We start from the raw sequence: 25,776 nt of genomic DNA, 5'->3' as shown, positions 1-25,776 counted from the left end.
TTGAGCGCCGCGCCTGCCGCCGCCGCCGCTGCCGGCACGATCGACCCCGCGGCCGCCGCCGGCGGCGACCCCGCGTTCGGCGCGGTCGTCGAGACGATCCAGAGCACCTACGCCTACATGCCCGCCGCGCTGGCCGGCTACCTGGCCGGCGTCGGCGTCGTCACGATGCTGTTCTGGTCGACTGCGCCGGCCGCGGTGCTGCTGCCGTGGATCGGCGCCTTCGCGGTGATGTGCGTCGTGCGCGGCTTCGTGATCCGCGCGTTCCGCCGCGCCACGCCGAGCAGCCGCGCCGACTGGCTGCGCTGGCGCCTTCGGTCGAACGTGGGCACCGTCGTGGCCGCGTCGCTGTGGGGCGCGGCCGGCTGGATCTTCTACGGGCTGGGCACCGAGCAGCAGCAGACAACCGGGCTGATCGTCATCATCTACACCTTCACCGTGGCCGGCATCCCGGTGCTCTCGACCCAGCCGAAGCTGTACCTGACCTATGCCAGCCTGTGCCTCTTGCCGCTGGTCGTGCGCATCGCGCTCGGCCGGGACGTGCACAGCTACCAGCTGGCGGGCGAGCTGATCCTGATCATCAGCCTCACCGCGGTGCTGGCCAACAGCTACCGCCAGGCCCTGCAGCGCGCGATCGACCTGAAGCTGCAGGCCGACGAGCTGGCCGCGCGGCTGCGGGTCGAGACGCTCGCCGCCGAGGCGGCGCGCCGCGACGCCGAGATCGCGAACCGCGCCAAGACCCAGTTCTTCACCGCGGCGAGCCACGACCTGCGCCAGCCGCTTCACGCGATGGGCCTGTTCGCCGAGGCGCTGCGCCAGCGCGTGCACGAACCCGAGGTGGCGCAGCTGGTCAACAGCATCAACGAGTCGGTCGACGCGCTCGAGGGCCTGTTCTCCGAGCTGCTCGACATCACCCGCATCGACAGCGGCGTGATCGAGGTGCATCCGCAGCACTTCGAGGTCGGCGACATCCTGCGAAAGCTGCGTCTGCACTTCGAACCGAGCGCGTTCGAGAAGGGCCTGTCGCTGCGGCTGCGCGGCGCGAAGAAGGTCGTGTTCGCCGATCCGCTGCTGGTCGAGCGCGTGCTGCGCAACCTGGTCTCGAACGCGATCCGCTACACCAACGACGGCTCGGTGCTGGTCGGTTGCCGCCAGCGCGGCGACCGCGTGCGGGTGCAGGTGTGGGACACGGGTCTGGGCATCGGCGAGGCCGAGCAGACCCGCATCTTCGACGAGTTCTACCAGGTGCCGAACACACCCAAGGTCAGCCCCGACCAGCGCAAGGGCCTGGGCCTGGGCCTGGCGATCGTCAAGCGGCTGGCCGACCTGATGGGCGCACCGCTAACCATGCGCTCTGCGCCCGGCCGCGGCACAGTGTTCACGCTCGAGCTGCCAGCCGGGCGCGCGCCGCGGCCCTCGGCGTTGCTCGCGGTCCCGGGCAAGCGGCCGGTGGGCATCACGCTGGCCGGGCGGCGCATCGTCGTCGTCGAGGACGAGCCGGCGGTGCGGGCCGGCCTCGAGGTCCTGCTGCTCGGCTGGGGCGCGCAGATCGACGCGTTCGACAGCGTCGCGGCCGCGCGTACCTGGGCCGAGCGCAGCGACCCGGCACTCGTCAAGCCGGACCTGTTCATCGTCGACTACCGGCTCGAGGACGGCCTGAACGGCGTCGACGCGATCAAGGCGCTGCGGCGGCGCTTCGGGGACGCGATCCCGGCGATCCTCGTCACCGGCAGCACGATGACCGGGCACGACAAGGAAGCCCACGACCACAACTTCCACCTGCTGATTAAGCCGGTCGTGCCGAACAAGCTGCGCGCGATGATCGCGTTCAAACTGGGCGTCAAGCCGGTTTGACGCAGCGCCGCCCCCCGGTGGGCACCTAGCCGGGCAGCAGCCGGTCCAGCCGCGCCACGAGTTCGCTCTCGGCGATCGGCTTCTGCAGCACGAAGTCCTCCGGTACGTCGTCGAGCGCGCCGAGCTCGGCGAAGCCGGTCATGAACAGCACCGGCAGGTCCGGCCGCAGCACGCGCAGCTGCCGGGCGAGTTCGGCGCCGTTCATCCGCGGCATCGCGAAGTCGGCGATCACCGCGTCGATGTCGTGGTGTGCGCGGGCCTGGGCGAGCGCGCCGACCCCGTCGGCGGCTTCGACGATCCGGAAGCCGTGCAGCGACAGCAATGCCGCCGTGGCTTCGCGCACCGCATCGTCGTCGTCGACGAGCAGCAGCACGCGGGTCGAGCCGAAACGCGGTGCGCGCGGCACCGAGGCGGCCACGGGGTGAGCCGGGTCGACGAGCTGGCGCCCGTCGGAGCGCGGCAGGTAGACATGCACCGAGGTGCCCTGCCCGGCACGCGTCTCGATGCGCGCGCCGCCGCCCGACTGCTTCGCGAAGCCGAACACCTGCGCCAGGCCGAGCCCCGAGCCCTTGCCGATCTCCTTGGTCGTGAAGAACGGTTCGAAGGCCTTCGCCAGCACCTCGTCGGACATGCCGCTGCCGGTGTCGGTGACGCTCAGCACCACATAGTCCCCAGGCTCCGGCTCCTCGGGACGTGCCGGCGGCTCCGCGAGCGTGCGGTTCGCCGTCTGCACCTTCAGGGTGCCGCCGACCTCCATCGCATCGCGTGCGTTGATCGCCAGGTTCAGCACCACCATCTCGATCTGCGTCGGATCGGCCAACGCGGCCCACAGGTCGTCGGCGAGGTCGGTCTGCAGGTTCACGCTGCCGCCGAGCGTGGTCTGCAGCAGGTCGCGCATGCCGCTGATGATCTCGTTGAAGTTCACGGTCTGCGGCTCCAGCCGCTGGCGGCGCGAGAACGCGAGCAGCTGGCGCGTCAGCGTGGCGCCGCGGTTCGCGGCCGTGCGCATCGCGGCCAGCCGTTCCGCCACGCGCGGCTCGACCGCCCCTTTCTGGGCCAGCAGCCGGTCGACCAGCGTGAGGTTGTTCAACACGATCGTCAGCAGGTTGTTGAAATCGTGCGCGACGCCCGAAGTCAGCTGGCCCACCGCCTCGAGGCGCTGCATCTGGCGCAGCGTGTCCTCGACCTTGCTGCGCTCGCGGATTTCCGCGGTGAGCTCGCGGGTGCGCTCGGCCACCCGCAGTTCGAGCTCCTGGTTCGCATCGCGCAGCGCCTGCTGCAACGCACGCTGTTCGGTCACGTCGCGCACGGTGCCGACCAGCCGCACCTGGCCGTCGATGCCGACGATGCGCCGGCCCTTCAGCGCGATCCAGCGCATGCGCCGGTCGGTCAAGCCGACGATCCGGGCCTCGATGTCGATCTCGGCGTCGCTCGACGCGCCGAAGGCGGCCTGCGTCGCCGCATCGACACGCGCGCGGTCGTCCGGATGCACGACGCCGTGCAGGAGGTCGGCGTAGCCATAGGCGCTGTCGGCGGGCAGCGCGGCCATCGCGCGGAAGCTCTCGTCGACCCAGATCTCGTCCGTGCCGGGCCCGAGCTCCCAGATGCCGACGCCGGTGGCTTGCGCGGCGATGCGAAACAGCATCTCGGCCTGGCGCTGCCGCGCCTCGAGCCGGCGGGTCGCGGTCACGTCCTGCAGCACACCGGTCAGGCGCACGCCGGCGGCCTCGCCCGATGCCAGTTTCTGGCCGCGGATCACGACCCAGCGCAGGCTGCCGTCCGCGGCCTGCGAGCGGCACTCATGGGTGAGGGCGACGCTGGCATCGCCACGCAGCGCGGCCTGCAGCGCGGCGTCGAGTGCCTCGCGGTCGGCAGGCAGCACGCGCGCGAGGAACTCGTCGTAGCCGACCGCGTCGCGGCCGTCGAGCCCGAACAGGCGCTGACAGCGCTCGTCCCAGCCGAAGCTCGCATCGTCGGCGCTGTAGTGCCACATGCCGAGTTCGGCCGCATCGACGGCCAGGCGCATGCGCGCCTCGCTGCGGATCAGCGCGCCCTCGGCGCGCTCGCGCTGGGCCCGTTCGCGGGCTTCGGCGAGAGCCCGCTGGATCGAGCCGACTAGGCGCGCGAGGTTGCGCTTGAGCACGTAGTCGGTCGCGCCGCGGCGCAGCGCGTCGGTCGCGATCTCCTCGCCGCCGACGCCGGAGACGAACACGAACGGCAGCCCGGCGAAGCGCGCGCGCGTCATCGCCAGCGCCTCGAGCCCGTCGAAGTCGGGCAGCGAGTAATCGGCCAGCACCAGGTCGATGGTGGTCGTGTCGAGCGCGCGCTCGAACTCGCTGCGCCGGGTCGCCCGCAGGATGTCGCACGGGAACTGGGCACGCTCGAGATGGATGCCGATCAGCTCGGCATCGATGTCGCTGTCCTCGAGCAACAGGATCGTCGGTCGGCCGGCCGACTCCATGCCCGGGCGTGGGGCGGTCACGGCGGCACCGATTGCCGCGTCGGCCGGACGCTTCAAGCCCGCACGCCGCGCGGCGGCGGCTCGTTCAGGACGCCCCAGAACATGCCCAGGTCCTGGATGGCCTGCAGGAAGGCGCTGAAGTCCACCGGCTTGACGACGAACGAGTTCACGCCGAGCTGGTAGCTGAGGACCAGATCGCGCTCCTCGCGCGACGAGGTCAGCATCACGACCGGGATGTGGCGCAGCAGCGGGTCGGACTTGACCTTCTCCAGCACTTCCAGCCCATCGACCTTGGGCAGCTTGAGGTCGAGCAGCACGACGGCCGGATCGCCCGAGTCCCGGCCCTGCCAGGCACCGCTGCCGCGCAGGTATTCGAGCGCCTCGGCGCCGTCGCGGGCCACCTCGATCGGGTTGGCGAGCTTGCAGCGGGCGAGCGCGGCCAGCGAAAGCTCGAGGTCCTTGGGGTTGTCCTCGACCAGCAGAATGGGGCGCAGCGACGCGGTCATCGCGAAGGCTCCTGAACGTTCGTGGGCACGCCGATGCGGAACACCGCGCCCTGATTCAACACGCCTTCCGCGGCGATCCAACCTCCGTGCCGGTCGACGATCCGGCGCACCAGCGCCAGCCCGATGCCGGTGCCTTCGAACTCCTCGACGCGGTGCAGGCGTTGGAACACGCCGAACAGCTTGCCGACATAGGCCATGTCAAAGCCGACGCCGTTGTCGCGCACCGTGTAGACCGTCTCGTGACCGCGCTGTTCGCCGCTGATCTCGATCACGGCCGGCGTGCGCCCGCGGGTGTACTTGACGGCGTTGTCGATCAGGTTGCCGATCGCCTGGCGCATCAACGCGGCATCGGCCCAGGCCGGTGGCAGCGGGGCCACGCGCCAATCGATCGTCCGTGCGCCGAGGTCGATCTCGAGCGAGCGGCGGTGCTCGAACACGAGCTTGTCCATGTCGACGCGCGTGATGTCCAGCGCGGCGCGTCCGAGCTGCGAGAAGTTCAGCAGGTCATCGACCAGCTGGCCCGCTGCGATCGCGGCCTCGATGATCGAGTCGACGTAGTGGCGCGAGCGATCGTCGAACGCGGCGTTCTGCTCGCGCAGCAGCTGCGCGTAGCCGACGACATGCCGGAACGGCGCGCGCAGGTCGTGCGAGACCGAGTACGAGAACGCCTCGAGTTCGCGGTTCGTGCTCTCGAGCTTCTCGGTCAGCTGGGCGCGCTCCTCGGCGCGCTTGAGCACGAAGGTCACGATCGAGTTGCGGAACGAATCCACCGCGTCGATCGCGGCGGCCGGCCACGGCGAGGCCCGGCCGCGCACCTGCTCGGTCCACTGCGCGAACGAGTGCCGCGGGTGCAGCCGGCCGTCCGCGCCGCGGTCCTTCGCGTCGGGCTGGCCGCCCCAGCGCACGGTCTGGACCAGCTCGGGTCGAAACCACATCAGGTAGTGCGGGTGCAGGGCCGAGATCGACACGGCCAGCAGGCCGCAGGCGATGTCGGCGACCGCAACGCCCGGCGCGAAAACGCTGCCGAGCGCCTCGGTCGCGAACAACCGGCCGCCGTGCTCGCGGCGCAACCATTCGGCCAGCGCGTTGAGCATCGGCACGTCGGGGCAGCGTCCGGCCGAAAACACGGCCCCGTCGTGGACCATCGCCGCGCCGGTGGCTCCGGCCAGGCGCAGCCACGCCTCAGTGTTCTCGCCCAGGCCGCTCTGGATCGACGGCGCACGCGAGACCCGCGCCAGCAGCTCGGCCTCGACGTTCTTCAGCGCGAGTCGTGCGTCCGCCTGATCGTGGCGCTCGCGCGCGCCGATCTGCATCGCGAGCAGCTGGCCGACGAAGTCGCAACTGCTGCGCAACTGCGGACCGAGCGTCAGCGGGCGCGCGTGGTGGCACGAGATCAGCCCCCACAGCTCGCCGTCGATCAGGATCGAGATCGACATCGACGCGGCGGTGCCCATGTTGCGCATGTACTCGAGGTGCACCGGCGAGACGCTGCGCAACGCCGCGTCCGAGAGATCGAGGGGTTGGCCGTCGAGCGGGCTCAGCGCCGGCAGCACCGGCACCGGCGTGTAGCTCGCGTCGGGGATCAGCCGCAGCCGGGTGCGCCGGTACAGCTCGCGCGCCTGCGCGGGGATGTCGGACGCGGGGAAGCGCAGGTCGAGGTAGGAGGGCAGCGTGCCGTCGTTGTCCTCCGCGATCACGGTGCCGTGCCATTCGGAACCGAAGCGGTAGACCAGCGCGCGGTTGAAGCCGGTCATGCGCCGCACCTCGGCGGCGGCGACGCTGCACAGCGCGACGATGTCGTGCGCCGCGCCGATCCGGTCGACGAACGAGCGGATGCTCGGGAACAGCGTGTCGAACGCGCCCGACTCGGCATGCGCCGGTCGTTCGAGCTCGACGAGCAGGCCCTGCGGGCCGCTGCTGGTCACGATGCTGATCGGGCCGTCCCGGCCCGCGATCGACCGGACGGTGCCGTGCACGTCGTCGGCCGGCGCAGCGGTCAGCGCCGCCAGCATCGCGTCCACCGTCGGCGCGCCGGTCGGCCAGGCGGCGCCGGGCGTGACGGCCGTGCCCAACAGGTCGACCGCGTTCGTGCTGGCCTGCAGCAGGCGCAGCGTGGTCGGCTCCAGCACCAGCAGCGCGCCATGGGGCTGGATGCTGCCGGGGATGCGGATGGGCTCGTTCGCGCAGTCTGCGGCGTCGGAGATCTCGATCGATGTCGCGCTGGGCTCGGGCATGCGAAGGGATGGACAGGCGGGGGTTCGGCGTCGGGCCGCTGAGGCCAAATTTCGACGCGTTCGATGATGCCAGCGCGCTGTCGGCGCCCGTGTAGGAAATCGCGCCGACGTGGCGCGTCCGGGTGCCTCAGGCCGGCGAGTACGCCAGACGCACGTAGATCGGCGCGAATGCCTCGGCCTGCGTCACCTCGAGCAGGTGCTCGCGCGCCAGCTCGAGCATCGCGATGAAGGTGACCACCAGCACCTGCGGGCCGCGCGTCACGTCGAACAGCTCCTCGAACATCGCGAAGCGCCGACCCTGCAAGGTGCGCAGCACGATGCTCATGTGCTCGCGCACACTGAGCTGCTCGCGGGTGATGTGGTGGTGCTGGTTCAGCGTCGCGCGCTTCAGGATGTCGGCCCAGGCCGCGCGCAGCTCGTCGGCATCGACGTCCGGGAAGCGCGGCGCGAGCGACTGCTCGATCACCACCTGCGCGCGCAGGAAGTCGCGCCCGATCAGCGGCAGCTGGTCGATGCGCGCCGCGGCGAGCTTCATCTGCTCGTACTCGATCAGCCGGCGCACGAGCTCGGCGCGCGGGTCTTCCGGTTCCTGGCCGTCGACGCTCTTCTTCGGCGGCAGCAGCATGCGCGACTTGATCTCGATCAGCATCGCCGCCATCAGCAGGTATTCGCTGGCGAGCTCGAGGTTGGTCTTGCGGATCTGGTCGACGTACGCCAGGTACTGGCGCGTCACGCTCGCCATCGGGATGTCGAGGATGTTGAAGTTCTGCTTGCGGATCAGGTACAGCAGCAGGTCGAGCGGGCCCTCGAAGGCTTCGAGGAAGACCTCCAGCGCGTCCGGCGGGATGTAGAGGTCCGTCGGCATCGCGAACAGCGGCTCGCCGTACAGGCGGGCCACGGCGATGTGGTCGACGACGGCCGGTTCGTTCGCCGCGTCGGGCGGCGCTTCCGCGAGCATCACCCCTTGGTCTGGTAGACGTAAGGCTGCTGCGGCACGCGGGCGTCGCTGTACTCGGCCTGGGCCTCGCGGTCGATGCGGCGGTCCCAGAGCAAATGACGCCCGGCCCGCTGCTCTTCTTCGAGCGTCGGCTTGTTGGCCTTCAGCTGCTCGATGAACGAGGTCACGTCGGATTTGTAGGGTTTCCAGAACAAAGGCATGGCAGCTTGGCGCGCCCGCGACAGGCCGGGCGCTAGAGTCGAAGCCTCGATTTTAGCGGGGACACCGACATGCCCGAACAACACCGCCCCGGCCGCCGTTCCTGGCGCACCTGGCTCGCCGCCCTCGCCGCCGTCACCGCCCTGGTCGCCTGCGACGTGCAGAAGATCGCCGAGCTCGAAGTCGGCGTCACCACCGAGGCCGACGTGCGCGCCAAATGGGGCGAGCCGGCCGCCGTCTACACCGAGGCCGACGGCGGCCGGACACTGGAATATCCGCGCCAGCCGGCCGGCCAGGTGAACTACATGCTGGCGATCGGTGCCGACGGCAAGCTGGTCGCGATGCGCCAGGTGTTGAAACCGGCGAACTTCGCGAAGATCGAGCCCGGCTGGGACAAGGCCCAGGTCCGGCGCCTGCTCGGCCTGCCGGCCAAGACGCAGCGCTACGAGCTGAAGCAGGAGGAGGTCTGGGACTGGCGCTTTGCGGACAACGCCGAGAACAAGCAGTTCTCGGTGACCTTCGACACCAGCGGCCGCGTCACCGCGACCGCGACGACCGGCGACCCGAAGGAAAACGCCGGCCGTTGACCGCCGTCCACCGGTTTCATCAAATCCGGCATGCCGGGCTGGCACGATCCGGCCTATGCACGAGATCGAACTGAAGCTGCAGGTGCCGCCGGCGCGGCTCGCGGAGGTCCAGGCCGCCGTCGCCGGTCGCCAGCCGGCACCGGTCATGCGCCTGCGCGCGGCCTATTTCGATACCGCCGATCGCCGCCTGGCCGGCGCGGCGATCGCCTTGCGGCTGCGCCGCGAGGGCCGGCGCTGGGTGCAGACGCTGAAGGGCGCCGGCGACGACGGCCTGACGCGTCAGGAGCACAACGTGCCGCGCGGCGGCGCCCCTGCGATGCCGGCCGTCGATCCCGGCCTGCACGCCGGCATGCCGGTCGGCGATCGGCTGTTGGCCTTGCTGGGCACTGCGCCGGTCGCGCCGTTGCAGATGCTCTACCGCACCGACATCGCGCGGCACGTGCGCGAATTGCGCGTGCGTGCCGCGGGCGCGCCGCCGGCGCGGGTCGAGCTCGCCTTCGACCGCGGTCGGATCGAGGCCGATCCGCACGTGCTGCCGGTCGGCGAGCTCGAGATCGAACTGCTCGCCGGCACGCCGCACGCGGTGATCGAGACCGCGCGCCGCTGGCAGGCGCGCCACGGGCTGTGGATCGATCTGCGCAGCAAGGCGGAGCGCGGCGACCTGCTGGCGCGCGGCGAGCGCATCGCACCTGCGCGACGGGCCGCGGCGTCGCGTGTCGAGCGGTCGATGGACGTGGCGGGGGCGTGGCAGGCCGTGCTGCGCGGGTGCGCCGACCAGATCCTCGGCAACGCCAGCCAGATCGCCAGCGGCGAGTCCACGGCCGAGCACGTGCATCAGCTGCGCATCGGTCTGCGGCGGCTGCGCAGCGCGGGGGCGCTGTTCGAGACGCCCGACGCGGCGCTGATGGACGGTGCGGCCACGCTGTTCCGTCAACTCGGCGCGGCGCGCGATGCGGCGGTCGTCGCGCACGAGTTCGGCGCGGCCCTCGAAACGGCGCTGCGCCGCGCCGGGCTCGAAGCCCCGTCGACGGACACGAACGCGCCTTCGTCGAATGTGCCGGTCGACACGGTGCGGGCGACCGCCGCGCAAGCCTGGCTGCTCGACCTGCTGGCCGCGATGCAGCCCGACGACGCGACCGCGGACGTCGCCCCGCCGCCGCTGCCGCCGCTGCGGCCGATGCTGGCGGCGCGGCTCGACCGCTGGCACCGCCAGCTCGTCAGCGCCGCCGCCCGCTACGCGGACCTCGACGATGCCGAACGCCATCGGCTGCGCAAGCGCGCCAAGCGCCTGCGCTATGCGAGCGAGTTCTGCGCGCCGCTGTTCGGCCGGCGCGCGGTGCGGCGCTACCTGAAGGCGCTGCAAGGCGTGCAGGAGCGCCTCGGCGCGGTCAGCGATGCGGTGATGGCGGCCGATTCGTTCTCCGGGCGCGCGTCGGTCGATCCGCAGGCGATGTTCGCGCTCGGCTGGCTGTCGGCGCGGCGCGAGGCGCTCGTCGGCGCCGCGTTGCCCGACCTCAAGGCGTTCGCGAAGGCCGAACGGTTCTGGACGAAGGCGTTGAGACAGCGCGACTGAGCGCGCCCGGCGTCAGCGCAGCTCGCGCCCCAGCAGCCGCTCCAGCGTGCCGCGCGGCGAGGCCTGCGGCCGCTGCTGCTGCGCCACGTCGAGGTAGAAGGTCTGCTCCATCATGTGCTGGCCGCCGAGCGCGGCGTGCAGCACCTGGTCGCTGAACACCACCCAGGTCGTGCCGGGCGCGAAGTCGACGCGCGCCTGCGGGCTGTCGCGCTGGAATGCCGCATCGGCCTTCGCGCGGTCGTGCAGCTGCAGCATCACGTGGTCGTATTCGGTGCGGCGCCGTTTCGTGATGCCGGTGGCGGCGAGCAGCCAGGCCGAGCCCGGCAGCGGCCGCCGGATGGCCGGCAGGTAGCGCTTCGCGTGCGCCTCGAACGGCTCGCCGACGCGCCACTCGCGCGGGCGGCCGTTCGGGTTGACGTTGCAGAACACCCGCAGCAGCCGCGTGCCGTGCATCGGGTTCGACGGGAACGCGTCGATGTGCAGGCGGGTGTCGTCCTGGCGCCAGCTCGTCGCGCGGCCGGCCACGTCCACCGGGCGGAACGAGGTGTTGCCGCGCTTCAGCGCGCCGCGGTAGTGCGGGAACAGCCGCAGCGCGAAGGCTTCGCTCTGCTCGGCGTAGCGGGTGATCATGGCCTGCAGCGCCGCGAGCTCGTCCGGTGAGCCGGCCGCGCCGCGCATCTCGCCCTCGCGCGCGCCGACGCCGCCCCATCGCAACGAGATGTTCTTCGCCTTGCCGTCGGCCCAGCGCGGGTCGAGGAAGCGCCGTTCGCTCGTGGACAGCACGAAGGCGAGGTGCGGAAAGCTCAGCACCGCGCCGTCTTCGATCAACGCCTCCACCCCGTGCGTCGGCCCGTCGTCGCCCCAGACGGTGTCGGGGAACTCGCGGACGATGTCGACCGTCGGCGGGCGCGTCGAAACGGGGGTCGGCTGATCCATCCGCGCAGTCTACAAGTGCTCACAAGGCCCGGTGGCTGCGCCCCTAAGCTGCGCCGTCGCCGCCTGGCTCACTTTTCCCTCCATCCGCCGCATGCCGATCTCCGCTTCCCCGACCCGTTCCCCGGCGCTGCGGCGCCACGCCCTGACCCTGACCTTCGCGAGCGTGCTGGCCGCCTGTGGCGGTGGCGGTGATTCGACGACGTCGTCCGACGTGGCCGCCGCGGAGGCGAATGCCACGGCCGCCAAGGTCAAGCCGAAGCCTGCACCGGCACCTGCCCCCGCACCTGCACCTGCACCTGCACCTGCACCTGCACCTGCACCTGCCGATCCCTCGCCGGGCGCCGGCTACAGCGGCGGGACCTGCGCGGTGCCGAGCGCGGCGCAGGCCGTCGGCGGCGTCGCGCCGGACCGCGTCATCGGCAATGGCACGGCGGCGAGCTGTACCTCCGACGCGGTCGTCGCGGCGGTCGCGCAGGGCGGCGTGATCGGCTTCAACTGCGGCAGCGCGCCGGTCACGATCACGATGACGCGCACCGCGAAGGTGTTCAACGACAAGCCCGACGTGGTGCTCGACGGCGGCGGCAAGGTCACGCTCAGCGGCGGCGGCGCGCTGCGCATCCTGTACCAGAACACCTGCGACCCGGCGCAGGTCTGGACCAGCTCGCGCTGCGACCTTCAGAGCACGCCGAAGCTCACGGTGCAGAACCTGACGATGGTCGACGGCAACTCGGCCGGCCAGGGCTACGGCCAGGGCGAGGTCTACGGCGGCGGCGCGATCTACGTCCGCGGCGGGCAGCTGAAGATCGTCAATTCGCGCTTCTTCCGCAACCGCTGCGAGCCGAGCGGGGCCGATCTCGGCGGCGGCGCGGTGCGCGCCTTCGGGCCGGCCGCGCCGGTCACGGTGGTCGGCAGCACGTTCGGCGGGGCGGCCGGCTACGGCAACCAGTGCGCGAACGGCGGCGCGATCAGCGGCCTGGGCGCGTCGTTCACGGTGCTCAACAGCCTGTTCAGCGACAACAAGGCGACCGGCACCGGCGGCGGTGGTGGCGGCGCGGTCTACCAGGATGGCAACAAGTTCGACCTGAGCCTGTGCGGCAGCTCGCTGCACGACAACGCGGCCAGCCAGGGCGGCGGCGCGCTGTTCTACGTCAGCAACGACCGAACCGGCACGATGTCGCTCGTCGATTCGGTGCTGAAGGCCAACCCCAGCGGCCAGTTCGAGACCGCGGGCCTGCCCGGCGTGTTCGTGCTGGCCGCGCCCGGCCAGCCGGTGGTGACGCGCTCGGCCCTCTCGCCCTAGTCGCTCAGGGCTCGACCAGCGGGACCCGTTCGAGATCCGCCAGGACGGGCCGCCACGACACCAGCAGCAGCATCAGCGCCAGCGGCACGCTCGTCACGTAGCCGACGAACTGGAAGCCGAGCGCGCCGACGATGCCGCCGGCGAAGAACAGGCCGATCAACAGGAGCTGCGTGCGGATCCGCTCGCGGTTCGCACGCACGGCGGGCGCGCTGGCGTGCCGGTTGACGTAGACCAGCTTGCCGAGTTCGATGCCGAGGTCGGTGACGAGGCCGGTGACGTGCGTGGTGCGGATCTCGGCGCGCGAGATCTTGCTGATGACGGCGTTCTGCACGCCCATCAGGAAGCACAGCAGCAGCACCGTGAGCGGCACCAGCAGGGCGGTCGCGACGCTCAGGCTGGCGCCGAGCAGGCCGAACAGCATCAGCGCCGCGGCTTCGAGCAGCAGCGGCAGCACGTAGGCGCTGTGCAGGCGCCGGCGCATGCCCCAGTTGACGAGCACGGCGGTCGTCATCGCGCCGCCGAGGAAGCTGAGCAGCGACGCGAATGCGACGCCGACGACGTCCGCATGCCCCAGCACGATGTGGTCGGCCATGCCGGAAACGATGCCGGTCATGTGGGAGGTGTACTGGCCGACGGCCAGGAAGCCGCCCGCATTCGTGGCGCCGGCGACGAACGCCAGCATGGCCCCGAGGCGCAGGTTGTTGAGCGGCGTGCGCCGCAGGTCGGTCCAGCCCCGCAGGCCGGGCAACATCGTGTCGGCTCGCCTACCGGATCCGCATGCCCGGCTTCGCGCCCGGCCACGGCTCGAGGATGTAGATGCCCGGGTCGGCCTTGCCGTCGGCGTGCGAGGCGGCCAGCACCATGCCCTCGCTGACACCGAACTTCATCTTGCGCGGCGCCAGGTTCGCGACCATCACGGTCAGCTTGCCGACCAGATCGGCCGGCGCGTAGGCCGAGGCGATCCCGCTGAACACGTTGCGGGTCTTTCCTTCGCCCACGTCGAGCGTCAGCCGCAGCAGCTTGGTCGAACCATCGACCGCTTCGCAGGCCTCGATCCGGGCGATGCGCAGGTCGATCTTCGCGAAGTCGTCGACCTGGATCTCGGCGGCGAGGGTCTCGCCGCCCGGCGGCGGCACCTCGACGACGGTCGGTTCCAGCAGCGCGTCGAGCTGCTTCGCGTCGACGCGCTGCATCAGGTGCTTGTACTCCCCGATGGTGTGGCCGCCGATGGCGCGTGCCGCATCGGCAAAGTTCATCGGCTCGACCTTCAGGAAGGCCTCGACCTGCGCCGCCAGCGTCGGCAGCACCGGCTTCAGGTAGATCGTCAACAGCCGGAAGGCCTCGATGCAGACCGAGCAGACATCGTGCAGCACGGCGGCGTTGTCGGGCTTCTTCGCGAGCTCCCACGGCTTGTTCTGGTCGACGAACTCGTTGACGCGGTCGGCCAGCAGCATCACCTCGCGCAGCGCCTTGCCGAACTCGCGCTCCTCGTACAGCGCCTCGATCGTCGGGCGATGGGCGCGCAGCCCGTCGAGCAGCACCCGGCCCTCGACGCCGAGATCGCTCGACAGCTGCCCGCCGAAGCGCTTGGTCAGGAAGCCGGCCGCGCGGCTGGCGATGTTGATGTACTTGCCGACCAGGTCGCTGTTGACCCGCGCCAGGAAGTCGTCGGGGTTGAAGTCCAGGTCCTCGACGCGCCCGTTCAGCTTGGCCGCTATGTAGTAGCGCAGCCATTCCGGGTTCATGCCGATCTCGAGGTACTTCAGCGGCGAGATGCCGGTGCCGCGGCTCTTGCTCATCTTCTCGCCCGAGAGCTGCAGGAAGCCGTGCACGAAGATGTGATGGGGCACCTTGCGGCCGCTGAAGTGCAGCATCGCCGGCCAGAACAGCGTGTGGAAGGTGACGATGTCCTTGCCGATGAAGTGGATCTGCTCGACCTGCGGGTCGGCCATGAACGTGTCGAAGTCGATGCCGACCTTGCCGAGGTGGTGCTTCAGCGAGGCGAGGTAGCCCACCGGCGCGTCGAGCCAGACGTAGAAGTACTTGCCCGGCGCGTCCGGGATCTCGATGCCGAAGTACGGTGCGTCGCGGCTGATGTCCCAGTCGTTCAATCCCACGTGGCCCTGTTCGTCGACCGCGAACCACTCCTTGATCTTGTTCAGCACCTCGGGCTGCAGCCGGCCGGGGGTGTTCGTCCACTCGGTCAGGAAGTCGATGCAGCGTTGCGAGGAGAGCTGGAAGAAGTAGTGGTCGCTGCTCCTGAGCACCGGCGTCGCGCCGCTCAGCGTGGAGTACGGGTTCTTCAGGTCGGTCGGCGCGTAGACGGCGCCGCAGTTCTCGCAGTTGTCTCCGTACTGGTCGGGCGTGCCGCACTTCGGGCAGGTGCCCTTGATGTAGCGGTCGGGCAGGAACATGCCCTTGACCGGGTCGTAGAACTGCTCGATCGTGCGCTCGGCGATCAGGCCCTGCTTGCGCAGCGCCCGATAGATGTCCTGAGCGAGCTCATGGTTCTCGGGCGCGTCGGTCGAGTGCCAGTGGTCGAAGCCGATCTGGAAACCGTCGAGGTACTTCGCGCGGCCGGCCGCGATGCCCGCGACGAAGGCCTGGGGCGTCTGCCCGGCCTTCTCGGCCGCGATCATGATCGGCGCGCCGTGCGCGTCGTCCGCGCAGACGAAGTGCACCTCGCTGCCCACCATGCGCTGGAACCGCACCCAGATGTCCGCCTGGATGTACTCCATCATGTGGCCGATGTGGAACGGCGCGTTGGCGTAGGGCAGGGCGGTGGTGACGAAGAGCTTGCGGGTCATGGAGGGCGCCGGTGGCGAGGTGAACCTGACATTTTAGTTTTCTATTGCAGGGGACGCTCGTTGAGCGGCGGCGGCGCGTACTCGTACAGCCAGGTCTCGGTCAGCGGCTGGCCGTCGGCGCGCAGGAACAGGCGCAGCGCGATCGGCTCCATGCTGTTCGCGTCGGGCACCACGTCGAAGATCGCGCGCCAGCCGTGGATCGCGTCGAGCGGGCGCGCCGAGGTGGTCTCGATGCGCCCCCGCGTCGCGGTGACGACCGCCTCGACCTTCGTCCTCGGGTCGAGCAGCGCGAAGTTGCCGCCAGCGAAGTCGACCGCGAAGCGCCACGAGAAGTAGGTGCGGTCCTTGCCGACCACGCCGCCGATGCCGGTGCGGGTGGCCACCGTGCGCGCCAGCGGCGACTGCGTCGGCGCGTCGCGGCCCCAGTACAGCCGGTAGCCGATCAGCAGTTCCTGCCCCGGCTGGGGCTTGGCGGCAGGGTTCCAGAACGCGACGATGTTGTCGTTGGTCTCGTTGTCGGTCGGGATCTCGACCAGGTCGACCGCGCCGGCGCCCCAGTCGCCCTTGGGCTCGACCCACAGGCTCGGCCGCCGGTCGTAGAACACGCCGTCGTCCTGGTAGTTCGCGAAGTCCTTGTCGCGCTGCAGCAGGCCGAAGCCGCGCGGGCTCTTGTCGGCGAAGGCGTTGAAGCTGACGTGCGCCGGGTTGCGCAGCGGCCGCCACAGCCACTCGCCGTTGCCGTTGTGGATGGACAGGCCATCGGAGTCGTGGATCTCGGGACGCCAGTCGTTGCCCTTGCGCTTGTCGTTCTCGCCGGCCTGGAACATGCTCGTGCACGGCGCGATGCCGAGGCGCTCGATCTCCTTGCGCGGGTAGAGTGCGGCGTCGACCTCCATCAGCGTGGTGTCGCCCGGCGTGATCGCGAAGCGGTACGCGCCGGCGACGCTCGGCGAGTCCAGCAGCGCGTGCACGACCAGCGTGTTCGAGTCCGGCGCCGGGCGCTCGAACCAGAAGCTCGTGAACTCGGGGAATTCCTCCGGCCGCGGCATCCCGGCGTCGATCGCCAGGCCGCGCGCCGACAGGCCGTATTGCCGCGTGCCGCTGGTCGCGCGGAAGTAGCTCGCGCCGAGGAACGCCGCGATGTCGAACTCCGGCGCGAGGTGGAACTTGAAGCGAAAGCCCGCGAAGCCCAGGTCGGCCGGCTGCTTGCGCCCGTCGATGCCGCTCTTGCCGTAGTCGAACATCGCCGGGTCGTAGGCCAGCTGCTGTGCTTGTCCGCCGACGACCTCGAACATCTGCACCGGCCGCTTGAAGAACAGGCCGAGGTGGAACAGTTCGAGCTTGAAACGCAGCTTGTCGTCGGCCCACAGCGCGTGCTCGGGCTTGAAGCGGATCGCCTGGTACTGGTCCCAGTTGAGGGCGGCGATCGCGGCCGGCAGCTTGTTCGACGGCGCCTGATACGGCCGGCCGGCCAGTGCGCGGGCCTGGCCCTTGAGCCAGGCGAGGTCGAAGGGTTGCGGCTTGCCCAGCGGCTTCAGCGCGGTCGCCCGGGCCACCGGCCACAACAGGCTGCCGGTGCCCAGGGCGACGGCGGTGCGGAGGAGGAGTCGTCTTTGCATGGCCTTCATTCTTGCGCGCTTTTGCGGCGGTGCGTCACGAGGTGTGCCGGCGTGCCGCTAGACTTGCGCGCTCCAGTCCCGCTGCCCGCCCCTCCAAGACCCTTTCAAGGCCCCCATGCCCGCTCTCACCGACGCCGCGCTGCTCGACGCGCTCAAGACCGTCATCGACCCGAACACCGGCAACGATTTCGTCTCGACCCGCCAGCTGAAGAACCTGCGCATCGAGGGCGGCGACGTGGCCTTCGACGTCGAACTCGGCTACCCGGCCAAGAGCCAGATCGCCGGGCTGCGCAAGGCGCTGATCGCGGCGGCGCGCACGGTGGCCGGCGTCGAGAACGTCAGCGCCAACCTCGCGGTCAAGATCACCGCGCACGCGGTGCAGCGCGGCGTGCAGCTGCTGCCGAAGGTCAAGAACATCGTCGCCGTCGCCTCCGGCAAGGGCGGCGTCGGCAAGAGCACGACCGCCGTCAACCTGGCGCTCGCGCTGGCGGCCGAGGGCGCGACCGTCGGCATCCTCGACGCCGACATCTACGGCCCGAGCCAGCCGATGATGATGGGCATCGAAGGCCGCCCGGAAAGCGCCGACGGCAAGACCATGGAGCCGATGGAGAACTACGGCGTGCAGGTCATGTCGATCGGCTTCCTGGTCGAGCAGGACAACCCGATGATCTGGCGCGGCCCGATGGCCACGCAGGCGCTGGAGCAGCTGCTGCGCCAGACCAACTGGGCCGAGCTCGACTACCTGATCGTCGACATGCCGCCCGGCACCGGCGACATCCAGCTCACGCTCAGCCAGCGCGTGCCGCTCACCGGCGCGGTGATCGTGACCACGCCGCAGGACATCGCGCTGCTCGACGCCAAGAAGGGCATCAAGATGTTCGAGAAGGTCGGCGTGCCGATCCTGGGCATCGTCGAGAACATGGCGGTGCACGTGTGCGAGAACTGCGGCCACGTCGAGCACATCTTCGGCGAGGAGGGCGGCAAGCGCCTGGCCGCCGAGTACAAGATGGACTACCTCGGCGCGCTGCCGCTGAACCTGTCGATCCGCGTCCAGGCCGACAGCGGCCGCCCGAGCGTGGTCAACGATCCGGACGGCGAGATCGCCGGCCTGTACAAGTCGGTCGCGCGGCAGGTGGCCGTCAAGATCGCGCAGCGGGCCAAGGATTTCTCGTCGAAGTTCCCGACGATCTCGATCTCCAAAGACACCTGAGCCGATGAACCTTCTCGACGCCATGCGGTATCTCGTGGCGCTCGAGCAGCACCGTCACTTCGGCCGCGCCGCGAGCGCGTGCCACATCACCCAGCCGGCGTTGTCGAACGCGCTGCGCGCGCTCGAGGAGGAACTCGATGTCGCGATCGTCCGGCGCGGCCGCAGCTACGAGGGCCTGACGCCCGAGGGCGAGCGCGTGCTCGCCAGTGCGAACCGGCTGCTGCGCGAGCAGGAACTGCTGCGGCAGGACCTGCACAGCGGCGCCGGCACGCCGCGCGGCTCGTTGTCGATCGGGGCCGTGCCGACGACGCTGCCCGTCGCGGCGCGCTTCGCCGCGCAGCTGCAGGCGCGCCACCCCGGCATCCGTCCGATCGTGCGCTCGCTCAGCTCGCACGAGATCGAGACCGGCCTGGAGAACCTCTCGCTGGACATGGGCCTGGGCTACATCGAGCGCAGCGCGAAGTTCACCGCTGTGCCGCAATACGCCGAGGAGTATTTCCTGCTGCGCCGGGCCGCCGTGGGCGCCGGCGCGCCGCTGCATGTCGGCGAGACCGTGAGCTGGCGCACCGCTGCGGCGATGTCGCTGTGCCTGCTGACGCCCGAGATGCACAACCGCACCATCCTCGATGCCGCGTTCGCGCAAGCCGGCGTCGAGGTGCTGCCGGCGATCGAGACCAATTCGATCGTCACGGTCGTGCTCAGCGTGCTCGACGGCGAGGTCGGCGCGGTGCTGCCGGGCGCGCTGATGGCGCTGGTGCGCGGCTACAAGGGACTGGAGGCGCTGCCGCTGCGCGAGCCGGAGGTCCGCACCCCGATCGGCTTCATGGTCGCGAGGGGCGCGCGCGCGTCGCGTGCTCTCGAAGCCGCGCTGGTCCTGGCGAACGACGGGGCGTGGCTGCGCCATGCCGCCACACAGGGCGGTCTGCTGGACGCGTGAGCGCACGGGTTTGCCCTGCCTGAGATTCAGGCGGCGAATCGTCCCGTTTCCCGAATCAATTGGACGCGCCGGCGCGCGCTGCCGACACTGCGCCCCGTTCGCGCGAGCTGCGCGGTCAAACACCACAAGGAGAAACCGATGGCGGCTGTATGGGACGGACCGGGCGGCATGGCGGGCGCGCCTGGCTTTCTGGACAAGGAACGCATCGTCGCCGGCCCCGGCTTCAACCGCTGGCTGGTGCCGCCGGCCGCGCTGGCGATCCACCTGTGCATCGGCATGGCCTACGGCTTCTCGGTGTTCTGGCTGCCGCTGTCGAAGGCGCTGGGCGTCAAGGAGTCGATCAAGTGCGGGCCCGAGATCGGCTTCTTCCAGGAGCTGTTCGTCACCAGCTGCGACTGGAAGATCGCGACGCTCGGCTGGATGTTCACGCTGTTCTTCGTGATCCTCGGCGCGTCGGCGGCGATCTGGGGTGGCTGGCTGGAGCATGCCGGCCCGCGCAAGGCCGGCGTCGTCAGTGCGCTGTGCTGGTGCGGCGGCATGCTGATCTCGGCGCTCGGCGTCCACCTGCATCAGTTCTGGCTGATGCTGTTGGGCTCCGGCGTGATCGGCGGCGTCGGTCTGGGGCTGGGCTACATCAGCCCGGTCAGCACCCTGATCAAGTGGTTCCCCGACAAGCGCGGCATGGCCACCGGCATGGCGATCATGGGCTTCGGCGGCGGCGCGATGATCGGCTCGCCGCTGGCGGCCGAGCTCATCAAGTCGTTCGCGACGCCGACCGACGTGGGCGTGGCCCCCACCTTCGTCGTGATGGCGCTGATCTACTTCGTGTTCATGATGGGCGGCGCGCTCGGTTACCGCGTCCCGGTGACGGGCTGGAAGCCCGCCGGCTGGACCCCGCCGCCGCCGGCGCAGGCGGCGATGATCACGCAGCGTCACGTCCACGTGAAGCGCGTCTGGGGCATCCCGCAGTTCTGGCTGGTCTGGATGGTGCTGTGCATGAACGTGTCGGCCGGCATCGGGGTGATCGGCATGGCCAGCCCGATGCTGCAGGAGGTGTTCGGCGGCAACCTGATCGGCGTCGCGAAGAAATTCGGCGAACTCGACAAGGCGCAGCTCGCGGCGATCGCCGGCGTCGCGGCCGGCTTCACCGCGCTGCTGAGCCTGTTCAACATCGGCGGCCGGTTCTTCTGGGCCAGCCTGTCCGACAAGCTCGGCCGCAAGCTGACCTACACCGTGTTCTTCGTCCTCGGCGGCCTGATGTACGCGAGCATGCCGGGCAGCGCGATGGCGGGTTCGAAACTGCTGTTTGTCGCCGCCTGCTGCGTGATCCTGAGCATGTACGGCGGCGGCTTCTCGACCGTGCCGGCCTACCTCGCCGACCTGTTCGGCACGCAGATGGTCGGCGCGATCCACGGCCGCCTGCTGACCGCGTGGGCGACCGCCGGCATCCTCGGCCCGGTGGTCGTGAACTACATGCGCGAGTACCAGCTCGGCCTGGGCATCCCGCGAGAGCAGGTGTACAACCAGACCATGTACATCCTGGTGGGCATGCTGGTGCTGGGCCTGATCTGCAACCTGTCGATCCGCCCGCTCGCCGACAAGTGGTTCATGACCGACGCCGAACTGGCGCAGGAGAAGCGTCTTGCGCACGAGCGGGCGTCGGCGTCGGAACTGGCGGCGTCGGCGAGCGGCGGCGGCACGACCCCGATGGCCCTGGTCGCGCTGGCTTGGCTGGCGGTCGGCATCCCGCTGGCCTGGGGCGTGTACAAGACGCTGCTGAGCGTCGCGAAGTTCTTCGGGTGAATCGATGAGCCAGATGCAGGAACCCCGCCCGGCCATGCCCGTGGTGGCCTCGGCCACCGCCGACGAGATGCGCCAGCGCATCAGGCGCAAGAGCCGGTTGAAGGGCCGCCAGCCGGACGACGCCGCGCTCGCCGAAGTGCGCGCGCTGCTCGGCGAGAAGCCGGCGACGGGCTGGCGGCGCGACCGCCTGATCGAGCACCTGCACCTGCTGAACGACGCCTGCCTCGGGCTGCACGAACGCCACCTGGTCGCGCTCGCGAAGGAGACGAACGTGCCGATGGCCGAGGTCTTCGAGGTCGCGAGCTTCTACCACCACTTCGAGGTGCTGGGCGAGGGCGAATCGCCCGCCGCGATCACCGTGCGCGTGTGCGACGGACTGAGTTGCGAGCTGGCCGGCGCGCGCGATCTGCTGGCGCGGCTGCCGGCACTGCTGGGTGCGGAGGTGAAGGTGATCGCCGCGCCGTGCGTCGGCCGCTGCGAGCAGGCGCCGGTTGCGGTCGTGCACCAATGCCCGGTGCCGCGCGCCGATGCCGAGGCGGTCGTCGCCACGGTACGGCAAGGGCAGACGCGCCACCCGGTGGCCCACGCCGATTCGACGTTCGATCCTGCCGCGCTGGCCGAACGCGGGGTCAGCGAGCGTCACGCCGACGTGGCGCCGTCGTTCGTCGACTACGCCCGCTACCGTGGGGCGGGTGGCTACGCGCTCGCCGCCGAGGTGATCGCCGGCCAGCGCGCCGGCGACGATTTGATCCAGGCGCTCGAGGACTCCGGCCTGCGCGGCCTTGGCGGCGCCGGTTTCCCGGCCGGCCGCAAATGGCGCATCGTGCGCGACCAGCCCGCGCCGCGCCTGATGGCGGTCAACATCGACGAGGGCGAGCCCGGCACCTTCAAGGACCGGACCTACCTCGAACGCGACCCGCACCGCTTCCTCGAAGGCGTGCTCATCGCTGCGCACGTGGTCGGCATCGACGCGGTCTACCTCTACCTGCGCGACGAGTACCACGGCTGCCGCGAACTGCTGACCACTGAGCTCGCGAAGCTGCAGCGCGCCGCGCCGTTCGCGCTGCCGCACATCGAACTGCGCCGCGGCGCCGGTGCCTACATCTGCGGCGAGGAATCCGCGATGATCCAGAGCATCGAAGGCCAGCGCGGCGAGCCGCGGCTGCGCCCGCCGTACATCGCGCAGGTCGGCCTGTTCGGCCGGCCGACGCTCGAGCACAACTTCGAGACGCTGTACTGGGTGCGCGACATCGTGCAGCGCGGGCCGGCGTGGTTCGCCGGCTTCGGCCGCCATGGCCGCAAGGGGCTGCGCAGCTTCAGCGTCAGCGGGCGCGTGGCGCAGCCGGGCGTGAAGCTCGCGCCCGCCGGCATCACGCTGCGCGAACTGGTCGACGAGTACTGCGGCGGCATGGCCGACGGCCACACGCTCTATGCCTACCTGCCGGGCGGCGCCTCCGGCGGCATCCTGCCCGCATCGATGGCCGACATCCCGCTCGATTTCGACACGCTGCAGCCGCATGGCTGCTTCATCGGCTCCGCCGCCGTGATCGTGCTGAGCGCGCACGACCGCGCCCGCGACGCCGCGCTGAACATGATGCGGTTCTTCGCGCACGAGAGCTGCGGCCAGTGCACGCCGTGCCGCGTCGGCACCGACAAGGCCGCGCGCCTGATGGCGGCCGACACCTGGGACCGCGCGACGCTCGAAGACCTGAACCAGGTGATGACCGACGCGTCCATCTGCGGGTTGGGCCAGGCGGCGCCCAACCCCGTGCGTTGCGTCGTCCAGCACTTCGCGCACGAAATCGGAGGCGCCGCATGAACGCACCCACCCACCTCGCGCAACTGCAGGCTGCGGCGATCGAGTTCATGCTCGACGGCCGACCCGTCAGCGCGTTCGACGGCGAGACCATCCTGAGCGCGGCCAAGCGCGAAGGCGTCGAGATCCCGCACCTGTGCTTCAAGGAGGGCTACCGGCCCGACGGCAACTGCCGCGCCTGCGTCGTCGAGGTGAAGGGCGAGCGCACGCTCGCGCCGAGCTGCTGCCGCAGCGTGCAGCCCGGCATGGACGTCACCAGCGACAGTCCGCGCGCGAAGAAGAGCCAGCAGATGGTGCTGGAGATGCTGCTCGCCGACCTGCCCGATGCGGGCTACAAGTGGGTCGATGGCGACGCCGCGCTGCCACATGGCGAGCTGAGCGCGTGGGCCGCGAAGGAAGGTGTCACGGTGCGGCCGGAGCTGCGTGCGCTGCGCCGCGAGCAACCCGCGCCCGATCTGTCGCACCCGGCGATGGCCGTCAACCTCGACAGCTGCATCCAGTGCACGCGCTGCGTTCGAGCCTGCCGCGAGGAGCAGGTCAACGACGTGATCGGCTACGCGCTGCGCGGCGCGCACAGCCAGATCGTGTTCGATCTTGGCGACCCGATGGGCGAGAGCACCTGTGTGGCCTGCGGCGAGTGCGTCCAGGCCTGCCCGACCGGCGCGCTGATGCCGAAGACGTCGCTCGGCACGCAGGTGGTCGACAAGAAGGTCGACTCCGTCTGCCCGTTCTGCGGCGTCGGCTGCCTGCTGACCTACAACGTGCGCGACAACCAGATCATCAGTGTCGACGGCCGCGACGGGCCGGCGAATCACGACCGGCTGTGCGTCAAGGGTCGGTTCGGGTTCGATTACGCGAGCCACCCGCAGCGGCTCACCAAGCCGTTGATCCGCAAGCCGGGCGTCGCGAAGGACCCTTCGATCGACTCGCGCCCGGCCGACTGGACTGAGGTGTTCCGCGAGGCGAGCTGGGAAGAAGCGCTCGAACTCGCCGGCGGCACGCTGCGCACGCTGCGCGACACGCACGGCCCCAAGTCCCTCGCCGGCTTCGGCTCGGCCAAAGGCAGCAACGAGGAGGCCTACCTGTTCCAGAAGCTGGTGCGCACCGGCTTCGGCAGCAACAATGTCGACCACTGCACGCGCCTGTGCCACGCGTCGAGCGTCGCGGCGCTGCTCGAAGGCGTGGGCTCGGGCGCGGTCAGCAACCCGGTCAACGACGTGGAGCATGCCGAGCTGATCTTCGTGATCGGCTCGAACCCGACGGTCAACCACCCGGTCGCCGCCACCTGGATGAAGAACGCCGCACAGCGCGGCGCGAAGATCGTGCTGGCCGATCCGCGTCGCACGGAGCTGTCGCGCCATGCCTGGCGAACGCTGCAGTTCAACGCCGACACCGACGTCGCGATGCTGAACGCGCTGATCCACGTGGTGATCGAGGAGGGCCTGGTCGACGCGGCGTTCGTGCGCGACCGCGTCGACAACTTCGAGGCGCTGCGCGCGAACGTCCAGGGCTACAGCCCCGAGGCGATGGCGCCGATCTGCGGCATCCCGGCCGAGACGCTGCGCGAGGTCGCGCGCGCGTTCGCGACCGCGAAGAGCGCGATGATCCTGTGGGGCATGGGCATCAGCCAGCACGTGCATGGCACCGACAACGCGCGCTGCCTGATCGCGCTGGTCAGCGTGACCGGCCAGATCGGCAAGCCGGGTTCGGGACTGCACCCGCTGCGCGGCCAGAACAACGTGCAGGGCGCGAGCGACGCGGGGCTGATCCCGATGATGTTCCCGAACTACCAGCGCGTCGACAACGCCGGCGCGCATGCGTGGTTCGAGGACTTCTGGAAGACGCCGCTGGACGCGACGCCAGGCTACACGGTGGTCGAGATCATGCACAAGGCGCTCGCGCCCGACACCGACCCGCACAAGGTGCGCGGCATGTACATCATGGGCGAGAACCCGGCGATGAGCGACCCCGACCTGAACCACGCGCGTCACGCGCTGGCCTCGCTCGAGCATCTCGTCGTGCAGGACATCTTCATGACCGAGACCGCCTGGCTCGCCGACGTGGTGCTGCCCGCCAGCGCCTGGCCGGAGAAGGGCGGCACCGTCAGCAACACCGACCGCATGGTGCAGCTCGGCCGGCGCGCGCTCGACCTGCCCGGCGACGCGCGGCAGGACCTGTGGATCATCCAGCAGCTCGCGCAGCGGCTCGGCCTCGACTGGCAGTACGCGGGCGAGGATTCCGGTGCCGAATCGGTCTACGAGGAAATGCGCCAGGCCATGCACGGCGCGATCGCCGGCATCACCTGGGAGCGGCTTCAACGCGAGGACAGCGTGACGTATCCGTGCCTGAGCGCTGACGACCCGGGCCGCCCGATCGTGTTCGACGACACCTTCCCGACCGCCGACGGCCGCGTCAAGCTCGTGCCCGCCGACATCATCCCGGCCAACGAGCGCCCAGATGCCGCCTACCCGTTCGTGCTGATCACCGGCCGCCAGCTCGAGCACTGGCACACCGGCAGCATGACGCGCCGCGCCAGCGTGCTCGACGCGCTCGAGCCGATCGCGACCGCGTCGATGGGCGGCCCCGACCTGGCGCGGCTCGGCCTGCAGCCGGGCGACGTGATCACACTGCGCTCGCGCCGGGGCGAGGTCACGCTGCATGTGCGGCGCGACGACGGCACGCCGGCGGGTGCGGTGTTCGTGCCGTTCGCTTATTACGAGGCGGCGGCCAACCTGATGACCAACGCGGCGCTCGATCCGTTCGGGAAGATTCCAGAGTTCAAGTACTGCGCGGTGCGGGTGGTGGCGGGTGGGGTGCCTCACGCTGTTTCTGGCTACGGAGTCGGGTCCGTGGCCTGAGTTGTCACGGTCGGAGCGCGTCGCGGCAGGCGGCACCCGGCAGGGGCTCATGCGGTGGCGGTCGCCGCTGCGCGGCGACTGCGTTGCGGTGCTCGCTTCGGGGCCGTCCTCGCCAACTCACT

18 protein-coding genes are annotated in these 25,776 nt (G+C 70.5%); 9 read left to right on the top strand and 9 right to left on the bottom strand.

Translation table 11 applies throughout. The annotated features are described in order from the left end of the window. On the top strand, positions 1-1,851 hold the full coding sequence (locus ACWH49_RS04660) for an ATP-binding protein (RefSeq protein WP_448170398.1): 1,851 nt from the start codon (positions 1-3) through the stop codon (positions 1,849-1,851). Positions 1,852-1,876: 25 nt separating this feature from the next. On the opposite strand, the gene ACWH49_RS04655 is transcribed toward ACWH49_RS04660, so the two are convergent. The 5 genes from ACWH49_RS04655 to ACWH49_RS04635 all read right to left on the bottom strand — a co-directional run bounded on the left by ACWH49_RS04655 (position 1,877) and on the right by ACWH49_RS04635 (position 8,210). Continuing rightward, on the bottom strand, positions 1,877-4,333 hold the full coding sequence (locus tag ACWH49_RS04655; RefSeq protein ID WP_448170397.1) for a response regulator: 2,457 nt from the start codon (positions 4,331-4,333) through the stop codon (positions 1,877-1,879). Between the two features lie 32 nt (positions 4,334-4,365). Then, on the bottom strand, positions 4,366-4,818 hold the full coding sequence (locus ACWH49_RS04650) for a response regulator (protein WP_448170396.1): 453 nt from the start codon (positions 4,816-4,818) through the stop codon (positions 4,366-4,368). Continuing rightward, positions 4,815-7,052: an ATP-binding protein gene (locus ACWH49_RS04645; protein ID WP_448170395.1), complete on the bottom strand. Its 2,238-nt coding sequence runs from the start codon at positions 7,050-7,052 to the stop codon at positions 4,815-4,817. Before ACWH49_RS04645 ends, ACWH49_RS04650 begins: the two co-directional genes overlap by 4 nt. Positions 7,053-7,179: 127 nt before the next feature. Continuing rightward, positions 7,180-8,010 carry a segregation and condensation protein A gene (locus tag ACWH49_RS04640; RefSeq protein WP_448170394.1) on the bottom strand — a complete coding sequence of 277 codons (831 nt, stop codon included), beginning with the start codon at positions 8,008-8,010 and terminating at the stop codon, positions 7,180-7,182. After that, on the bottom strand, positions 8,010-8,210 hold the full coding sequence (locus ACWH49_RS04635; RefSeq protein WP_056464892.1) for a DUF3460 family protein: 201 nt from the start codon (positions 8,208-8,210) through the stop codon (positions 8,010-8,012). The genes ACWH49_RS04640 and ACWH49_RS04635 overlap by 1 nt, the downstream gene beginning before the upstream one ends. A gap of 69 nt (positions 8,211-8,279) precedes the next feature. On the opposite strand from ACWH49_RS04635, the gene bamE reads away from it, so the two are divergent. Together bamE and ACWH49_RS04625 are read left to right on the top strand one after the other, a co-directional pair. Beyond that, positions 8,280-8,795 carry an outer membrane protein assembly factor BamE domain-containing protein gene (gene bamE / locus ACWH49_RS04630; RefSeq protein WP_448170393.1) on the top strand — a complete coding sequence of 172 codons (516 nt, stop codon included), beginning with the start codon at positions 8,280-8,282 and terminating at the stop codon, positions 8,793-8,795. Between the two features lie 55 nt (positions 8,796-8,850). Continuing rightward, positions 8,851-10,368, top strand: coding sequence for a CYTH and CHAD domain-containing protein (locus ACWH49_RS04625; RefSeq protein WP_448170392.1), 1,518 nt, complete (start codon positions 8,851-8,853; stop codon positions 10,366-10,368). Positions 10,369-10,380: 12 nt separating this feature from the next. Here ACWH49_RS04625 and ACWH49_RS04620 read toward each other — a convergent pair whose 3' ends face one another. Next, positions 10,381-11,304: a Kdo hydroxylase family protein gene (locus tag ACWH49_RS04620; RefSeq protein ID WP_448170391.1), complete on the bottom strand. Its 924-nt coding sequence runs from the start codon at positions 11,302-11,304 to the stop codon at positions 10,381-10,383. 91 nt (positions 11,305-11,395) lie between these two features. Here ACWH49_RS04620 and ACWH49_RS04615 point away from each other — a divergent pair, with 91 nt between their 5' ends. Beyond that, the gene (locus ACWH49_RS04615) at positions 11,396-12,604 is read left to right on the top strand and encodes a hypothetical protein (protein ID WP_448170390.1); all 1,209 of its coding nucleotides are present in this window, start codon (positions 11,396-11,398) and stop codon (positions 12,602-12,604) included. A gap of 4 nt (positions 12,605-12,608) precedes the next feature. Here ACWH49_RS04615 and ACWH49_RS04610 read toward each other — a convergent pair whose 3' ends face one another. The 3 genes from ACWH49_RS04610 to ACWH49_RS04600 are packed head-to-tail and all read right to left on the bottom strand — an operon-like array spanning position 12,609 to position 17,030. Beyond that, a complete protein-coding gene (locus ACWH49_RS04610) occupies positions 12,609-13,355 on the bottom strand; it encodes a YoaK family protein (protein ID WP_056464880.1) in 747 nt (248 codons plus the stop codon). Positions 13,356-13,368: 13 nt separating this feature from the next. After that, on the bottom strand, positions 13,369-15,411 hold the full coding sequence (gene metG, locus ACWH49_RS04605) for a methionine--tRNA ligase (protein WP_448170389.1): 2,043 nt from the start codon (positions 15,409-15,411) through the stop codon (positions 13,369-13,371). A 41-nt stretch (positions 15,412-15,452) separates the two neighbouring features. Beyond that, complete coding sequence (locus ACWH49_RS04600) at positions 15,453-17,030, bottom strand: glucan biosynthesis protein (RefSeq protein WP_448170388.1); 1,578 nt, start codon at positions 17,028-17,030, stop codon at positions 15,453-15,455. A 115-nt stretch (positions 17,031-17,145) separates the two neighbouring features. Between ACWH49_RS04600 and apbC the strand changes: the two genes are divergently transcribed. The 5 genes from apbC (at position 17,146) to fdhF (ending at position 25,654) form a co-directional block, all read left to right on the top strand. Further along, entirely contained in the window at positions 17,146-18,240 is a 1,095-nt protein-coding gene (apbC, locus tag ACWH49_RS04595; RefSeq protein WP_448170387.1) for an iron-sulfur cluster carrier protein ApbC, read from the top strand. 4 nt (positions 18,241-18,244) lie between these two features. Next, positions 18,245-19,177, top strand: a complete 933-nt coding sequence (locus ACWH49_RS04590) for a LysR substrate-binding domain-containing protein (protein WP_448170386.1) — start codon at positions 18,245-18,247, stop codon at positions 19,175-19,177. 138 nt (positions 19,178-19,315) lie between these two features. Continuing rightward, positions 19,316-20,980, top strand: a complete 1,665-nt coding sequence (locus ACWH49_RS04585; RefSeq protein WP_448170385.1) for an OFA family MFS transporter — start codon at positions 19,316-19,318, stop codon at positions 20,978-20,980. A 4-nt stretch (positions 20,981-20,984) separates the two neighbouring features. Next, a complete protein-coding gene (locus tag ACWH49_RS04580) occupies positions 20,985-22,799 on the top strand; it encodes an NADH-ubiquinone oxidoreductase-F iron-sulfur binding region domain-containing protein (RefSeq protein WP_448170384.1) in 1,815 nt (604 codons plus the stop codon). Continuing rightward, the gene (gene fdhF, locus ACWH49_RS04575) at positions 22,796-25,654 is read left to right on the top strand and encodes a formate dehydrogenase subunit alpha (protein ID WP_448170383.1); all 2,859 of its coding nucleotides are present in this window, start codon (positions 22,796-22,798) and stop codon (positions 25,652-25,654) included. The genes ACWH49_RS04580 and fdhF overlap by 4 nt, the downstream gene beginning before the upstream one ends. The last annotated feature ends 122 nt before the right edge of the window (positions 25,655-25,776 follow it).

It is taken from the genome of Rhizobacter fulvus, assembly GCF_964020785.1.
This window is presented reverse-complemented; position numbering and strand designations above follow the sequence as displayed.